Annotated in this window: 15 protein-coding genes and 1 riboswitch; of the genes, 5 read left to right on the forward strand and 10 right to left on the reverse strand. The window is 67.9% G+C overall.

The features are described from left to right. Nucleotides 1-100 precede the first annotated feature (100 nt). A complete protein-coding gene (locus TSH64_RS26915) occupies nt 101-1,465 on the forward strand; it encodes an AmpG family muropeptide MFS transporter (protein WP_247873168.1) in 1,365 nt (454 codons plus the stop codon). 49 nt (nt 1,466-1,514) lie between these two features. Here TSH64_RS26915 and TSH64_RS26920 read toward each other — a convergent pair whose 3' ends face one another. The 4 genes from TSH64_RS26920 to TSH64_RS26935 all read right to left on the reverse strand — a co-directional run bounded on the left by TSH64_RS26920 (nt 1,515) and on the right by TSH64_RS26935 (nt 5,367). Beyond that, nucleotides 1,515-2,411, reverse strand: coding sequence for a manganese catalase family protein (locus TSH64_RS26920; protein WP_109449782.1), 897 nt, complete (start codon nt 2,409-2,411; stop codon nt 1,515-1,517). Nucleotides 2,412-2,714: 303 nt separating this feature from the next. Next, the gene (locus TSH64_RS26925) at nt 2,715-3,197 is read right to left on the reverse strand and encodes a hypothetical protein (RefSeq protein WP_109449783.1); all 483 of its coding nucleotides are present in this window, start codon (nt 3,195-3,197) and stop codon (nt 2,715-2,717) included. 174 nt (nt 3,198-3,371) lie between these two features. Beyond that, a complete protein-coding gene (gene gor, locus TSH64_RS26930) occupies nt 3,372-4,739 on the reverse strand; it encodes a glutathione-disulfide reductase (protein ID WP_109453064.1) in 1,368 nt (455 codons plus the stop codon). 133 nt (nt 4,740-4,872) lie between these two features. Then, the gene (locus TSH64_RS26935) at nt 4,873-5,367 is read right to left on the reverse strand and encodes a flagellar basal body-associated FliL family protein (RefSeq protein ID WP_247873169.1); all 495 of its coding nucleotides are present in this window, start codon (nt 5,365-5,367) and stop codon (nt 4,873-4,875) included. Between the two features lie 432 nt (nt 5,368-5,799). Between TSH64_RS26935 and TSH64_RS26940 the strand changes: the two genes are divergently transcribed. Next, complete coding sequence (locus TSH64_RS26940; protein WP_247873170.1) at nt 5,800-6,993, forward strand: nicotinate phosphoribosyltransferase; 1,194 nt, start codon at nt 5,800-5,802, stop codon at nt 6,991-6,993. 143 nt (nt 6,994-7,136) lie between these two features. On the opposite strand, the gene deoA is transcribed toward TSH64_RS26940, so the two are convergent. From deoA to TSH64_RS26970, 6 genes are read right to left on the reverse strand one after another with little or no spacing between them, the layout of a single operon-like run. Then, nucleotides 7,137-8,456, reverse strand: a complete 1,320-nt coding sequence (gene deoA / locus TSH64_RS26945) for a thymidine phosphorylase (RefSeq protein WP_109449786.1) — start codon at nt 8,454-8,456, stop codon at nt 7,137-7,139. 3 nt (nt 8,457-8,459) lie between these two features. Beyond that, entirely contained in the window at nt 8,460-9,299 is an 840-nt protein-coding gene (gene deoC / locus TSH64_RS26950; RefSeq protein WP_109449788.1) for a deoxyribose-phosphate aldolase, read from the reverse strand. Beyond that, nucleotides 9,296-10,129 carry a purine-nucleoside phosphorylase gene (locus TSH64_RS26955; RefSeq protein WP_109449790.1) on the reverse strand — a complete coding sequence of 278 codons (834 nt, stop codon included), beginning with the start codon at nt 10,127-10,129 and terminating at the stop codon, nt 9,296-9,298. Before TSH64_RS26955 ends, deoC begins: the two co-directional genes overlap by 4 nt. Before the next feature lie 15 nt (nt 10,130-10,144). Next, the gene (cdd, locus tag TSH64_RS26960) at nt 10,145-10,564 is read right to left on the reverse strand and encodes a cytidine deaminase (protein ID WP_109449792.1); all 420 of its coding nucleotides are present in this window, start codon (nt 10,562-10,564) and stop codon (nt 10,145-10,147) included. Between the two features lie 4 nt (nt 10,565-10,568). Further along, entirely contained in the window at nt 10,569-11,543 is a 975-nt protein-coding gene (locus TSH64_RS26965; RefSeq protein WP_109449794.1) for an ABC transporter permease, read from the reverse strand. Between the two features lie 3 nt (nt 11,544-11,546). After that, nucleotides 11,547-12,686, reverse strand: coding sequence for an ABC transporter permease (locus TSH64_RS26970; protein ID WP_109453069.1), 1,140 nt, complete (start codon nt 12,684-12,686; stop codon nt 11,547-11,549). A 185-nt stretch (nt 12,687-12,871) separates the two neighbouring features. On the opposite strand from TSH64_RS26970, the gene TSH64_RS26975 reads away from it, so the two are divergent. The 3 genes from TSH64_RS26975 to TSH64_RS26985 all read left to right on the forward strand — a co-directional run bounded on the left by TSH64_RS26975 (nt 12,872) and on the right by TSH64_RS26985 (nt 15,617). After that, nucleotides 12,872-13,204 (forward strand): (2Fe-2S) ferredoxin domain-containing protein, encoded by a 333-nt coding sequence (locus TSH64_RS26975; RefSeq protein WP_109449796.1) that lies wholly within the window; start codon nt 12,872-12,874, stop codon nt 13,202-13,204. 131 nt (nt 13,205-13,335) lie between these two features. Then, a complete protein-coding gene (locus TSH64_RS26980) occupies nt 13,336-14,250 on the forward strand; it encodes a DMT family transporter (RefSeq protein ID WP_109449798.1) in 915 nt (304 codons plus the stop codon). A gap of 33 nt (nt 14,251-14,283) precedes the next feature. Then, nucleotides 14,284-14,398: riboswitch (TPP riboswitch) on the forward strand. Between the two features lie 82 nt (nt 14,399-14,480). Then, entirely contained in the window at nt 14,481-15,617 is a 1,137-nt protein-coding gene (locus TSH64_RS26985; protein WP_109449800.1) for an ABC transporter substrate-binding protein, read from the forward strand. Nucleotides 15,618-15,620 lie beyond the last annotated feature (3 nt).

Raw genomic sequence — 15,620 nt, forward strand, 5'->3', positions numbered from 1 at the left:
CGATGGGCAGGGACCGGATCGGCAGGGGCCGCTGGCGGCGGATGCCCGCGGCCTTTATACATCGGGGGCAATGGACCATCCCCCGAGAGGAGCCTTCCCGGTGAAACCGACATCCTGGCGGACAACGCGCCTGTCCTCCTGGGGGCAGGCCCTGGCGGTCTACCGCGACCCGCGCGTGCTGGCGATCCTGTTCCTCGGTTTCTCCGAAGGGCTGCCGCTGGCGCTGACCGGCGCCACGCTGAATGTCTGGCTGACCGAGCAGGGCGTCAGCCGGACCAACATCGGGCTGTTCGCGCTGGTCACCATGCCCTATGCGCTGAAATTCCTGTGGGCGCCGCTGATCGACCGGCTGCGCCTGCCGGTGATGACGCGGTTGTTCGGGCGTCGTCGCGGCTGGGCGCTGACGGCGCAGGCGGCGCTGATCGCGGCATTGCTGGGGCTTGGGACCACCGATCCGGGGCAGGATCTGTGGTGGACCGCCATGTGCGCGGTGCTGGTCGCCTTCTGCTCGGCCAGCCAGGACATCGTGGTCGATGCCTATCGCGTCGAGGTGCTGGAGGAGAACCAGCAGGCCGCCGGTGCGGCGGTTCTGGTGCTGGGCTATCGCTTCGGCATGATGGCGGCGGGGGCGGGCGCCCTCTACATCGCGCAATTCCACGGCTGGCGCACGGCCTACGAGGTGATGGCCGGGCTGGTCCTGGTCGGCATGGCGACCGTCCTGCTGTGCCGCGAACCGAAGGAGCCGCCGCCGAACGCCCGCGAAAAACTGATCGCCGAATGGCTGGGCCGCCGGCCGCATCTGTCGGGCCGCAGCGCCGTGCTTCTCGCCTGGATCTATGGTGCGGTGGTGGCGCCCTTCGCCCAGTTCACGGAGCGGCGCGGCTGGGTGGTGATCCTGGCCTTCATCGCCAGCTACAAGCTGGGGGAGGTTCTGGCCGGCCAGATGTCCTCGACCTTCTACATCAGCCTGGGCTTCACCAAGGTGGAGATCGCCAACGTCAGCAAGCTGTTCGGCCTGTGGGCGACCATCGCCGGCGGCCTGCTGGGCGGCTTGCTGGTGGGGAAGGTCGGCGTACTGCGCGGCCTGATGATCGGCGGCATCCTGCAGATGGTGTCGAACTTCGGCTATGTCCTGCTGGCCTGGAGCGGCAACGACGTGTCGATGCTGGCGGTCACCGTGGCGGTGGAGAATGTCTGCGGCGGCATCGCCACCTCGGCCTTCGTCGCCTATCTGTCCAGCCTGTGCAACGTCGCCTACACGGCGACCCAGTATGCGCTGCTGTCCAGCCTGTACAAGCTGGGCGGCGACCTGTTCGGCGCCTCGTCGGGCTGGCTGGCGGAGCGGATGGACTGGGTCAGCTTTTTCCTGCTGTCGATGGCCGGCGCCATTCCGGCCCTGTGCCTGCTGATCTGGCTGATGGGCCTGCACAGGCGCGAGCAAGAGGCCGCCGTCCCCGCACAGTGACGGGGACGGCGATGCCGGAGGAGCCTGTTATCAGCCTCCGCCATTAGCCTCAGGTGGTGCTCTTGGTCTTGCCAGCGCCCGGCCCGGCGCCCAGGTCGGCGCCGGTTAGCGGATCGGAGTCCGGCTTCGACATGGTGCGGGCGGCCACGGCATTGACTGCCGCCAGTTCCGACGCGGCGAGCTTGACCGTCGGGTTGCCGTCGCCGCCGTTGACCGGGGCGTCGCCCATCTTGACGTCCACGAACTCCCACTGGGCGCCCTGGTTCCAGGGGCCGCGCATGTCGCCCTCGCCCTGGCTGGTGTTGTAATACTTGTCGGTGTATTCCGGTTTGCCCGGCAGTTTGCCCGGCGGGAAGTTGTTGTCGATGGCGTAGAGCGCCTTTTCGAAGCTCTTCTGGTGGGCGATCTCGCGGGTCATCAGGAAGCCCAGTGCATCCTTCACGCCCGGATCGTCGGTGACGTTGATCAGGCGCTCGTAGATGATCTTCGCGCGCGCTTCCGCCGCGACGTTGGAGCGCAGATCGGCCGTCGGTTCGCCGATGCTGTCGATATAGCCGCCTGTCCACAGATGCCCGGCCGAATTCACCAGGGCCGGACCGCCGCCATACAGCAGCGACAGGGTGTGGCTGCCATTGCCCTGGGTGATGTTGGCGTACAGGTCGGCGGTCGCCTCCGCACCCTCGGCCAGCTTGCCCTTGGCGCCCTTGGTCAGCATCGCCACGATGGACCCGATGATTTCAAGGTGGCTCAATTCCTCGGTCGCGATGTCGATCAGCAGGTCCTTGCGGCCCGGATCCTCATCGGCCAGACCCTGCGTGAAATAGCGCATGGCCGCGGCCAACTCGCCCTGTGGGCCGCCGAACTGTTCAAGCATCAGGCTGGCGAGCACCGGATTCGGCTCGGACACGCGGACCGTGTACATGAGCTTTTTGTTGTGCATGAACATGCGAGGAATTCCTCCTGGGTCAGATGGCCCGCCTTGCAGGGGCCGCGGATCGGGGCGACCGGGTCCGGACCGGATCGCTTCATGTCCTCAACCCAGGATTTTTAGAAGCGTTCCAGGAAGAATGCCTGTTTCGGAGTGCTATGCCGGATGGATCACAATGGCGGCGGGAACGATTGCCTTCCGTATAGAGGAAGCCCGTATAGGCCATGATCGTGAAGCAAAACGCCCACGCCGGATTTCACATCCGGGTGGGCGTCCTTGCCGACCGGTGTCCGAAGACACCGGCCTGTGTCGGCGGAAACCTTACTGCGCCTGGGCGCGGCAGGCTTCCAGGGCAGAAATAGCCTTGCGGGTGTCGTCGAGGTAATAGGTGTAGGCGTAATCGTCGCCCTTGCCGTCGATCTCCATGTAAAGCTCGCGGCCGTTCATCAGGGCGTCGATCGCCTTGGAGGTCGCCGGGATGCCGACGACGGCCATCGTCTTGTCGATGGCGGCACCCGGAACCTTGTCGCTCCACTTCTTGTCGACCGACAGGGAGATCGAGAGATCTTCCTTCTCCTTCAGCTTCCAGGCCGAATCGCCGAAGATCAGAACCATCGCTTGGCCCTTGTTGGTATAGGCCAGGGCGATGGTCGCGGTGTCCTTCGAGTCCGTCTTCCACTCCTGCGTGATGGCGCAGTCCTTGTCGATCTTGACGTCCCACACGCCGATCTTGGTCTGGGCCTGAGCCGCACCGACCGAGGCGAACGCCGCAACGCAGGCAGCCGCTGCAAAAATTCCACGCATGTTTGGAGCCATTCCCTGGAAAAATTGTTCGTGCCGCCATGGTAGGTACCACAATCGGTCAAGGTCCAGGGATTTCCGGTCCTTATTGGCATGCACCGGGTGCCATGAGCGGAGGACTCCACTCATGGCCCCGTTGCGGACGGTTTGCCGCTGCCTTGCGGCAAGGCTGTCCGCTCAGATTTTCTTTTCCGGCTCCGCCTTCTCGCGCATCAGCACGAATTCCTCCGCGGTGGAGGGATGAAGCGCGATGGTGCGGTCGAAATCGCGCTTGGTGGCACCGCAGTTCAGCGCGATTGCCAGCGCCTGCATCATCTCGGGCGCGTCCATGCCCATCATGTGGCAGCCCAGCACGCGCTGGCTTTCGCCGTCCACCACCAGCTTCATCAGCACCCGCTCGTCGCGGCCGGACAGGGTGTGCTTCATCGGACGGAAGCCGGCCTTGTAGATGTCGACCTTCGCGTACTTCTCCCGTGCCTGCATCTCGGTCAGGCCGACGGTGCCCAGCGGCGGCAGGGAGAACACACCGGTCGGCACATTGTCGTAACCGATGTGCATCGGGTTGTCGTTGAACAGCGTCTCGGCCAGGGCGCGGCCCTCGGCGATGGCGATGGGGGTCAGCGCCATGCGGTCGGTGACGTCGCCGATGGCATATATGTTGTCGACGGAGGTGCGCGACCACTCGTCGACCGGGATCGCACCGGCCTCGTCCAGGGCAATGCCGACCTCTTCCAGGCCCAGATTTTTCGTGTTCGGCCGGCGGCCGGTGGCGGCCATCACCAGACCGGCGGAATGTTCACGGCCCATATGGTCGGTCAGGGTATAGCCGCCGGGGCCCTTTTCGAGCTTCGCCGGCTTGCAGCGCGAGATGATGTTGATGCCGCGCTTGCTCATTTCTTGCGCCAGGGCGACGCGGATGTCGTCGTCGAAACCGTTCAGCAGATCGTCGCCGCGGATCATCAGAGTCACTTCCGCACCCAGACCGCGGAAGATGCTGGCGAACTCCACCGCGATGTAGCCGCCCCCGACGATCAGGACGGAGTGGGGAAGCGTTTCCAGATGCAGCGCCTCGTTGGAGGTCACGGCATGCTCCATCCCCTCCACCTGCGGCAGCGTCGGCCAGCCGCCGGTGGCGATCAGGATGTTGCGGGCGGTGTAGCGCTTGCCGTCGACCTCCACCGTATGGCGGTCGACGATCCGGCCGAACCCCTCATACAGGGTGACGCCGGAATTCTTCAGCATATTGATGTAGATGCCGTTCAACCGGTCGATCTCGCTGTCCTTGCGCGCGATCAGCGTTTCCCAGTCGAAGGACGGCATCGGCGCGCTCCAGCCATAGCCGGCGGAGTCCTCGAAGCCGTCGCGGAACTGGGCGGCGTAGACCAGCAGCTTCTTCGGCACGCAGCCACGGATCACGCAGGTGCCGCCGACGCGGCTGCCTTCGCAGATCGCCACCTTGGCGCCATAGGACGCAGCGCGCCGGCTGGCGGCGACGCCGCCGGACCCCGCCCCGATGGTGAAGAGGTCGAAATCGAACTCGGCCACGGCCGTCTCCTTCCGCAACTGGACCCTGATCCTGCAAACAATTCCCCCGGACGGTTCCTGCGAACGGTCGGGGGGCCTGTTCACTGTGGACCGGCAGCATATGGGGAGGTGCGGGGTGTTGGGAAGCGCGCCCTCAGCGCAGCAGCATGTCCTGGATCAGGACTTGTCGAAGCTTCAGCGGGCGCATGGTCTTGTTGGCGACGTAGCGCAGCGCGTCCTTGATGTAGACCTGCCCGTCGGCCCCGCGCAGTTCGGCCGGATCGACCTCCAGCAGGCGCCGGCCCATGGCATCGGCGATGCGCGGCAGGTGGGGCGTCACCGCCTCCATCGGGGTTGCCGGATCGAATTCCAGCACGGCACGCAGCCGCAATTCCTGCAGGCGGCGGCCGTCGTTCAGCGTGATGGTCAAAGTGGGCAGGGCGGCATAGACGGCTGGCGAAAGCTCGACCCGCGCCGGAGGATGGGCGCCCTGGGCGGGGGCCGGACGCAGCAGCAGCACACCGCCGACCCCGGCGCCGGCAAAGGCGAGCATCAGACCCAGCAAGGCCAGGACGATCCGGTTCCCGGTGCCATCGAAGGAGGGCAGGCCGCTCCGGTTGGATTCGGCGAATTCCAATTCCGCGGACATTGCTGCCTTGCTCATTCCGCTCTGCCTGGATGTTGCCGACGAACCGGTGCGTGAAACCTTAAAAGCGCGGAAGTGGTAGGTCAAATAAAGGTATTTTAGTGGATTTTTCCTTTGATTGTCGAAGGACGGCCGGATTTCGACTGCGGACTTGCGGTGTAGCCTTCGGCGGCAGTCGATGTATTCAATGACGGCCGCAATCCTGCTTCCCGCAGAAAATGCAACGCAGCCATCCACCACGGGTTGGCCGGATGGGAAGCCTCTTCCCCCGTCCGGCCGGGACGTATAATGCTGGGATACCAACACAACCGGCCGGCTGCCCTGTCCGGGGGCCGGACCATGACGACGAAGCACTGCAACGCCATGCGCAGACCGATGCGTGGAACCATGTGCAGAGCCATGTGCAGACAGGGGCGAAAGGCGAGGGTGACGGGTATGAGCGACACCGACAACCGTTCAGCTGGCAACCAAGCGGCCGGCAGCCGGAAGGCCGGACATGGGCCGACGGCTCTTCTCCCGCCCTCCGCCTCGGTTCCCGACTGGACGGACACCTATTTCCGCCGCACGAAGGAAGCGGTGGGCAAGTTCGGCGACAAGACCGTGACCTATGCCATCTTCATGCGGCGTCCCGTGGTCTGCGCCCCGCGCCTTGCGGTGGAGTGGCTGGAGGCGGTGGCGCGCGAACGCAACACCGGCTTCCAGATCGAGCTGAACTACCCCGAGGGCAAATGGGTCGGCGCCGGCGAGCCGATCATGTACATCACCGGCTCCTTCTACCATCTGGTCGATTGCGAGACGATCCTGTTGCAGAAGCTGGGTCCGGCCAGCGTCGCCGCCTACAATGCCTTCACCATGTGCGCCGACCTGCCGAAGGTCGCCTTCCTCGCCATGGACGCCCGTCACTGTGCCGGGACGGAGATGGCGGAGATGATGGCCTATGCCGCTTCCGTCGGATCCGACCGGGCGAAGCGCAAGGTCGGCGCCAAGGGCTTCATCGGCAACGCCACCGACGCCACCGCCCCCTATTTCGGTCAGGAGAAGGGCATGGGCACCATGCCGCACGCCCTGATCGGCTATGCCGGATCGACCGTGCGCGCGGCGGAGATGTTCCACGAGACCTTCCCCGACCTGGGCCTGACCGTGCTGGTCGATTATTTCGGCCGCGAGATCACCGACGGGCTGGAGGTCTGCCGCCGCTTCCCGCAACTGGCCGCCCAGGGCAAGCTGTCGCTGCGGCTCGACACCCCCGGCGGCCGCTTCGTCGAGGGGCTGGACCCGCCCGGCTCCTACGCCGTGCTGGAGCGACATGCGCCGCACGCCATCCGCGGCTATCGCGACGAGACGCAGCTGCGCTACCTGATCGGCACCGGCGTGTCGGCGGCGGCGATCCATTACGTTCGCGAACGGCTGGACGATGCCGGCTTCCCGGCGGTGAAGATCGTCGCCAGCAGCGGCTTCGGCCCGGCCAAGTGCCGGCTGATGGCGGAAGCCAACGCGCCGGTGGACATCATCGGCACTGGCAGCTACCTGCCCGAACGCTGGACCGAGACCTACGCGACCGCCGACATCATCGAGTATGACGGCGAGCGCCGCGTGAAGGTCGGCCGCGAGTTCCTGTTCCGGCGGTAGGGTCCTGTCTCACATCCCGGATCCCCTCTCCCCCCCGGGGAGAGGGTTAGGGTGAGGGGGATCCGCTTCGTGGCTCTCTTCGGCTACGCCGACCCCCCTCATCCCGACCTTCTCTCCAGGGGGGAGAAGGAGTTAAGTGCACCTCACCCCAGACGCTTCGCGATCAGCGGCCCGCGCGCGGGCGCCGTGTCCGTCACCGTGACCGACGCGCGCAGGCGGCGTTCCGCCTCGTCGGCCTGGGCCTCGCTGCGGGCGTGCAGGATCGCCAGCGGACGGTCGCCCGGTCCCACCGCGTCGCCCAACCCGGCCACCGCGTCGAAGCCGACGGCGAAGTCGATGGCATCGGTCGTTTTGGTCCGGCCGCCACCCAGCGCAACCACCGCCATGCCGACCCCGCGGGTGTCGATGGCGCCGACGAAGCCAGCTTGTTCGGCGAACAGCGGGCGGACGATGGGCGCGCGTTCCAGATGGCGGTCGGGCTGCTCCAGCAGGTCGGCCGGCCCGCCCAGCGCCGCCACCATGCGGGCGAAGCGCTCCGCCGCTTCACCGCTGGCGATGGAGCGGTCGGCCATCGCGCGGCCCGCCGCGGCGTCCGGCGCCAGCCCGGCCAGCGCCAGCAGTTCGGCGGCCAGCGCCGCCGTCACCTCGTAGAGCCGCGGGTCCGCCGGTTCGCCGCGCAGGATGGCGAGGCATTCCAGCATCTCCAGCGCATTGCCGGCGCTGCGGCCCAGCACCTCGTTCATGTCGGTCAGCAGGGCCACCGCCGGCAGGCCGGCTCCCTTCGACACCGTGACGATGCTATCGGCCAGCGCCTCGGCATCCGAGAAGCGCTGCATGAAGGCGCCGCTGCCGAACTTCACGTCCATCACCAGGGCGTCCAGCCCGGCCGCCAGCTTCTTCGACAGGATCGAGGCGGTGATGAGGTCGAGCGATTCGACCGTCGCCGTCACGTCGCGGATGGCGTAGAGCCGCTTGTCGGCAGGGGCAATGTCGTCGGTGGCGCCGATCACGGCGCAGCCCACCTCCTTCACCACCCGGCGCAGCAGCTCGTTGTCGGGCTTGGCGCGGTAACCGGGGATGCTCTCGAACTTGTCGAGCGTGCCTCCGGTGTGGCCGAGGCCGCGGCCCGACACCATCGGCACGAAACCGCCGCAGGCGGCCAGCATCGGCGCCAGGATCAGGCTGACCTTGTCGCCGACGCCCCCCGTGGAATGCTTGTCGATCACCGGACCGGGCAGGTCGAGCGACCTCCACTCCATCACCGTGCCCGAATCGCGCATGGCGCGGGTCAGCGCCACCCGTTCGTCCAGGCTCATGCCGCGGAAGAAGACGGCCATGGCGAAGGCCGATGCCTGGGCCTCCGACACGCGGCCGTCGGTGAGGCCGCGGACGAAGTCCTGGATGGTGGCGGCGTCCAGCGGCTGGCCGTCGCGCTTGGCGCGGACGATTTCCTGCGGAAGCATGCCTCAGTACCCTCCCGCCGGGGCAGGCTCGCGTTCGCCCTCCCGTTCGCCGTCCTGCTCGCCATGACCGGCGGCCGACAGCAGCGCGTCGAGCAGGCTGGAGGCTCCGAAGCGGAAGGTCTGAGGCGTGGCCCAGCCATCCCCCAGGATATGGTCGGCCAACGCCAGATAGCGCGCCGCCTCCGCCGCGTCGCGGATGCCGCCGGACGCCTTGAAGCCGACCTTCTTGCCCGATTCATAGATGCTGTCGAGCATCACCGCCGCGGCCGGCAGGGTCGCGGCCGGCTGAGTCTTGCCGGTGGAGGTCTTCAGGAAGTCGGCGCCGGCGGCGATGGCGTCGCGCGAGGCCCAGGCCAGCAGGTCGGCATCTGGGAAGGCGCCCGATTCCAGGATCACCTTCAGCAGCACCTTGTCGCCGCAGGCCTCGCGGCAGGCCTTCACGACATTGATCGGCTGGGTGCGGGCGCCGTCGATGAAGGCCTTGTAGGGCAGAACCACGTCGATCTCGTCCGCCCCGTCGGCGATGGCCCGCCGGGTCTCCGCTGCCACCGAGGCGGCGTCGGCCTCGCCGGTCGGGAAATTGACCACGGTGGCGATCTTCACCGGCGTGCCCTCCAGCGCCTTGCGCGCGGTGGGGACGAAGCGCGGCCAGACGCAGACGGCGGCGACCGGCCCCACGGGGGTGACGGCGCGGGCGCAGAGATCCTGCACCACGCGGTCGCTATCGTCGCCGTTCAGGCTGGTGAGGTCGAGCATGCCCACGGCACGGCGCGCCAGATCGGCGTCGGACGGGGCGTTGGCGCTGGCGTCCAGCGCGCTTTGCAGGTCGGCAGACAGTTTCATGACCGGGACCCGTCCTTCTCATGCAGGCGTTCGAGGAAGCCGACCAGCAGGCGCTCCAGGTCGGCGGCTGCCGCCGAGGCGGCGGTCAGGGTCTGGTGATGGTCGACCGGCCCGTCGCCGAGCCCGACGCCCAGATTGGTGACGACGGCACAGCCGACGACCCGCAGGCCGCAATGGCGCGCGACGATGCATTCGGGAACGGTGGACATGCCGACCGCGTCGGCGCCCAGCAGCTTCATCATCCGCACCTCGGCCGGCGTCTCGAAGGACGGGCCGGGATAGGCGGCATAGACGCCCTCCGCCAGATCGATGGACAGGCCGGCGGCGACATCCTTGAGCAGGCCGCGCAGTTCCGGATTCCAGGCATCGGTCATGCTGGGGAAGCGCTCGCCGAAGGCTTCGTCGTTCGGACCGGTCAGCGGGTTGCTGCCCAGCAGGTTCAGATGGTCGCTGATCGCCATCAGCCGGCCGGGTCCGACCTCCAGCCGCAGCGAGCCGACGGCGGCGGTCAGCACCAGCGTGTCGCAACCGGCCAGCTTCAGCGCCCGCACCGCGGTCTTCAGCGCATCGAAGCCGTTGCCCTCATAGGCGTGGACGCGGCCCTGCATGCAGGCGACCTCGACCCCGCCGAGCTGTCCCACCACCAGCCGACCGGCATGGCCGGACACGCTGGGGATCGGGAAACCGGCGATGTCGGTGTAGGGAATGGCAACCGCGTTGGCGATGCGGTCGGCGATGCCGCCCAGGCCGGAGCCCAGCACGATGCCGACCCGCGGCCGATGGCCGGAGGCACGGTGGAGGATGTCCGCGGCGGCGCGGGCTGCGGTCATGTCGGGAAACTCCGCTCAGAAGGCTAAATTGGTGGGGCCGAAGGATTCGGGCAACAGGGTTTCCAGCGGAAAGCTCCGCCGCAGGCCGGCCGGGTCGCAGATGTGGATCGGCGTGTCCGGGGATGCAAATTCGCGGATGCGCTGGCGGCAGCCGCCGCAGGGGGTGCAGATCTCCTCCGCCCCCGCCTCGCCACCCATCACGACGATGGCGCGGATGCGGCGGTCGCCGGCGGTGACCATGGCGCCGATGGCGCTCGATTCCGCGCATTGTCCTTGCGGATAGGCCGCGTTCTCCACATTGCAGCCGGCGAAGATGCGGCCCGAGTCGCCGAGGATCGCCGCACCGACCTTGAATTTGGAATAGGGGGCATGGGCGTTCTCGCGCGCGGCGCGGGCCGCTTCGATCAGCTGCGGCAGCTCTGCGGTGTCGGCCATCGGCTCAGCGTTCCTTCACATAGGGAATGCCGCTCGCCTTGGGGGCGATGGCCTTGCCGACGAAGCCGGCCAGCAGCAGGACGGTCAGCACATAGGGCAGCATCTGGATGAACTGAACCGGGATGACGCCGATGCCCGGCAGGACCACGCCCTGGAGGCGGACCTGCACCGCGTCGGTGAAGGCGAACAGAAGGCAGGCGAACAGGGTCGGCCCCGGCCGCCATTTGCCGAAGATCAGAGCCGCCAGCGCCAGATAGCCCTTGCCGGCGGTCATGTCGCGGACGAAACCGGCGCCATGGCCGGTGGAGAGATAGGAGCCGGCCATGCCGGTCAACACGCCGGTGACCAGCAGCGCCTGATAGCGCAGCGTCGCCACCGACAGGCCGGCGGTGTCGACCGCCGCCGGGTTCTCGCCCACCGCCCGCAGCCGCAGCCCGAAGCGGGAGCGGTAGAGCACCCAATGGGTGGCGATCACCAGGACCAGCGTCACCCAGATCAGGATGTTGTTGCCGTTGAACAGCTCGCGGTAGACCGGCCCCAGCACCGGGATGCCGGACAGCGCCTCCACTCCCGGCAGTTCCACCGCGGGGATGCGCGCCTGGTTGGGCAGCAGCGGGGTCTGGCCGCCCTGCTTGAACCAGGCATAGGCCAGCGTCGGCGCCAGCCCGGCGACCAGGATGTTGATCGCCATGCCCGACACCACCTGATTGCCGTTGTGGGTGATGCAGGCGAAGCCGTGGACCATCGCCAGCGCCACCCCGGCGGCGATGCCGGCCAGCAGCCCCAGCCACGGGTTCAGCGTGGCCGAGGCGACGGCGGCGGAGAAGAAGGCGCCGGCCAGCATCTTGCCTTCCAGCCCGATGTCGACCACGCCGGCCCGCTCGCAATACATGCCGGCGAAGGCGGCCAGCACCAGCGGGGTCGCCACGCGGATGGTGGCGCCCAGAAGCTGCAGCGCCAGAAGCAGCGCGTCTTCCATCGCTCAGCTCCTCCCCGTTTCGGCGGCGGCGGTGCCGCGGCGGCGGAACAGCGCCTCCACCTGCGGCTTGAACAGGTTCTCCATCGCACCGGCGAACAGGATGACCAGACCCTGGATGACCATCACCAGCTCGCGGTTGATCGTGGGGTATTCAAAGGACAGCTGGCCGCCGCCCTGCGCCAGAACCCCGAACAGCAGGGCCGCCAGAATGATCCCGACCGGATGGTTGCGCCCCATCAGCGCCACGGCGATGCCGACAAAGCCGACGCCGCCGGTGAAGTTCAGGATCACCCGGTGCTGCACGCCCAGGATCTCGTTCACGCCGACGAAGCCGGCGAGCGCGCCGGAGATCAGCATGGCGATGACGATGTTGCGCGCCGGCGAGATGCCGGCATAGACCGCCGCCCGTTCGTTCCGGCCCACCGTCCGCAGCTCGTACCCCCAGCGGGTCCGGCGCAGGAAGATGTGGAACAGCAGACAGCAGGCCAGCGCCCAGAGGAAGGACAGGTTCAGCGGCGAGGCGGGAATCGCGATACCGAACCAGCCGAGCGCCCGGTCCATCGACGGCAGCCAGACGCCGGGGTCGAACTCGCGGGTTTCCGGCGACTGGCTGCCGGGGCGGATCAGCACGTCCACCAGCAGCCAGGTCATGATCGACGCGGCGATGAAGTTGAACATGATCGTCGTGATGACGATGTGGCTGCCGCGCTTGGCCTGGAGCCACGCCGGGATGAAGGCCCAGGCGGCGCCGAACAGGGCCGAAGCCAGCACCGCCAGCACGGCCACCACCGGCCAGGGCCAGCCGGTCAGCGCCAGCGCCACCAGCCCGGCGCCGAGCCCACCCAGATAGGCCTGCCCCTCGCCGCCGATGTTGAACAGCCCGCAATGGAAGGCGATGGCGACCGCCAGTCCGGTGAAGATGTAGTCGGTGGTGTAATAGAGGGTGTAGCCGATGGCCTCGGGATATCCCAGGGCCTCCGACACCAGCAGCGACAGCACGTCCACCGGGTTCTCGCCGATCACCAGGATCACCAGCCCCGACAGCACGAAGGCGGCGACGAGGTTGAGAACCGGCAGCAGCGCATAACCGACCCAGCCCGGCACCGCGCCCGGCTGGCCCTTCCCCGATCCGCTCAGCAGCACCGGCATCTCCTGGATTGCCCCTTGCCGGGGATTCTTAACCGCCAATGCTCTGCCGACCAAGCGTTTCGTGATGTGAGAAAGCCAATGGGCACCGGGACTTGGAAGCGTCACAAAAGTCTTGCCGCAACGCAGCATTCTGGCATGCTTCTTACCCATAGAATTTTTATGGCTATGGAGCATGACCGATGCCGCTCGATATTCCGCAGACCTTCCGCCACCACGTCTTCTGCTGCGCCCAGCAGCGCCCGCCCGGCCATCCGCGCGGCAGCTGCGCCGCCAAGGGCGCGCATCCGCTGTGGCAGCGGCTCGATCAGAAAATCCAGGGCAAGGGGCTGGCCGACGTCGGCATGGCGATGACCGGCTGCCTCGGCTTCTGCTCCGCCGGGCCGCTGATGGTGGTGTATCCGGAAGGCATCTGGTACCGGCCGGAAACCCCGGAGGACATCGACGAGATCGTCGACTCGCATCTGGTGAAGGATGAGCCGGTCGAGCGGCTGGTGATGGTTCTGACGCGGTGAGGCGAGCGGGCGCTTCACGCCACTCCCTGAAAGTGCCGGCGCCTACCAGACCTGCGGTTGCGGCATTGGGACACAGGCGCATTTGCCCATAATGTGGGCACCTCCCGCCATTGCCGTTCCGAACCGATTTCATGACCGACGCCGAAACCGCCGACCTGCTGCCTGCCGAGGTCGATTCGGTTCCCTATGCCGTCGGCTGCTTCCTGGGCGCGATCCTGCTGTTCGCGGCGATGGACACGCTGATCAAGTTCCTGACCGCCGATTACCCGGTGCCGCAGTTGATGTTCGTGCGCTCGCTGGTCGCATTCCTGCTGGTGGGCGGCTACACCCTGGCGTGCGGCGGCGGGATCGCGGCGATGCGGACGCGGCGGCCCCTGGGGCATGTCTGGCGCGCCTTCGCCGGGCTGATCTCCATGGGATGCTTCTTCTATGCCTTCCGCGAATTGCCGCTGGCCGACGTCTATGTGCTGAGCTTCGCCGGTCCGCTGTTCATCACCGCGCTGTCGGCGCCTTTGCTGGGCGAGCCGGTGGGCTGGCGCCGCTGGGCCGCGGTGGTGGTCGGGTTCGGCGGCGTGGTGGTGATGGCGCAGCCGTCGGCCGGAGCGCCGCTGGTGCCGGTGCTGGTGGGGCTGTGCGCCGCCCTGTTCTATGCGCTGGCCGCGCTCGCCGTGCGCGGCCTGTCGCGGACGGAAACCAGTGCCTCCATCGTGCTCTACCTGCTGCTGACGACGACAGTGGTCAGTGGGGCTCTGGCCGTGCCGGTCTGGACGGCGCCGACCAACTTCGCGCTGGGGATGATGGCGCTGGTCGGGGCCATCGGCGCCGGGGCGCAGGTGCTGCTGACCCAGGCCTTCCGCCGCGCGCCGCCGGCGGTGGTGGCGCCTTTTGAATATACCGGCATGGTCTGGGCCAGCCTGTTCGGCTGGCTGGTGTTCGGCGACCTGCCGACCGTGCCGGTCCTGGCCGGCGCCATGGTCATCATCGGCAGCGGGCTATACATCCTGCATCGTGAAACCATGGTGGCGCGCCGCCGGTTGGGTTCTTGACAGGACGGGGCCGGCGGCGACACTCTCGCCGCCTGTTCACGGCTGGGGTGCCCGTGCGGTTGCCGGTTCGGCAATCGCAGGGGCTGAGACAACACCCATCGAACCTGATCCGGGTCATGCCGGCGAAGGGAGCCGACCGGAACCCGACGGACCCGCTGAAAGCTGCTGCAAAGCGCCCCGTCCCCTCCGCGTCGCCCCAACCGCCGGCGCGTGTCGAGGAGTTTTCGGTCATGCGGCGCACGCTTTCCCTTCTGATCGGCCTGCTGGCCGCATCCTCCTGCCTGTCGTCCGCTGCCCGTGCCGACGACACGCTGTCCTTCCCGGTGCTGGTGCCGCTGACCGGCTTCCTGTCGCTGGAGGGCACCAGCCAGCGCAATGGCGCCGTCCTGGCGCTGAAGCAGACGCCGGCCGGAATCGCCATCGCCTCGGAGGTCGTCGATACCGGCACCTCGCCCGAGGCGGCGGTGACGGCGCTGGAACGCGCGGCCGGCCGCGGCACGGTCGGGGCGGTCGCCGCCAGCATGCTCGGCACCCAGATGCTGGCGATGCTGCCGCTGGCGGGCGAGCTGAAGCTGCCTCTGGTCACCGTGTCGGGCACCGCCTCGATCACCGAGCAGGGCAATCCCTGGGTCTTCCGCTTCTTCCCCGGTGACGCGGTGACCAAGGCCGCCCACGCCCGCTATGTGGTGGAGGAGCTGGGCAAACGGCAGCCGGCCGTCATCTACCAGACCACCGCCTACGGCCAGAGCGGCAAGGCCCATCTCGACGCCGCCTTCAAGGCGCTGGGCGTCACGCCCGTCTTCGAGGAGGGGGTGGACCCGGCGGCCAAGGATTTGCTGCCGGTGCTGACCAAGGCGCTCGCCGCCAAGCCGGACGTGCTGGTCCTGCACCTGCATTCCGCCCCAACCGCGCTGCTGCTGCGCCAAGCGGCGTCCAGCGGCGTGACCCTGCCCATCGTCGCCGGCTCCGCCATGCACCAGCCGAGCACCGCGGCCCTGCTGGAACCGGCGGAACTCAAGGGCGTCTGTGCAGAGACCGCGGCCTCGCCGATTTCCGGCGGCACGCCGGAGGTCAAGGCCTTCACCGACGCCTACCGTGCCGCCTTCGGCAAGGAGCCGGACGCTTTCGCGCTCGGCCAGTATGACGGCATGACCATGGTGCTGGAGGCGGTGAAGGCCGGCGCCCGATCGCCGGACGCCATCCGCAAGGCGCTGTCCGCCGAGACGTTCCAGGGCCTCGCCATGACCTACAAGTCCGACGGCAAGGGCAACATGGCCCATTCCGCCGTCATCGTCTGCTATGACGGGGCCAGCCGGGTGCCGGTGCTGGCGAAGCGGTACGACGACCCGACGCTTGCGGCGAAGTGAACG

Source organism: Azospirillum sp. TSH64, from assembly GCF_003116035.1.
Lineage (GTDB): Bacteria > Pseudomonadota > Alphaproteobacteria > Azospirillales > Azospirillaceae > Azospirillum.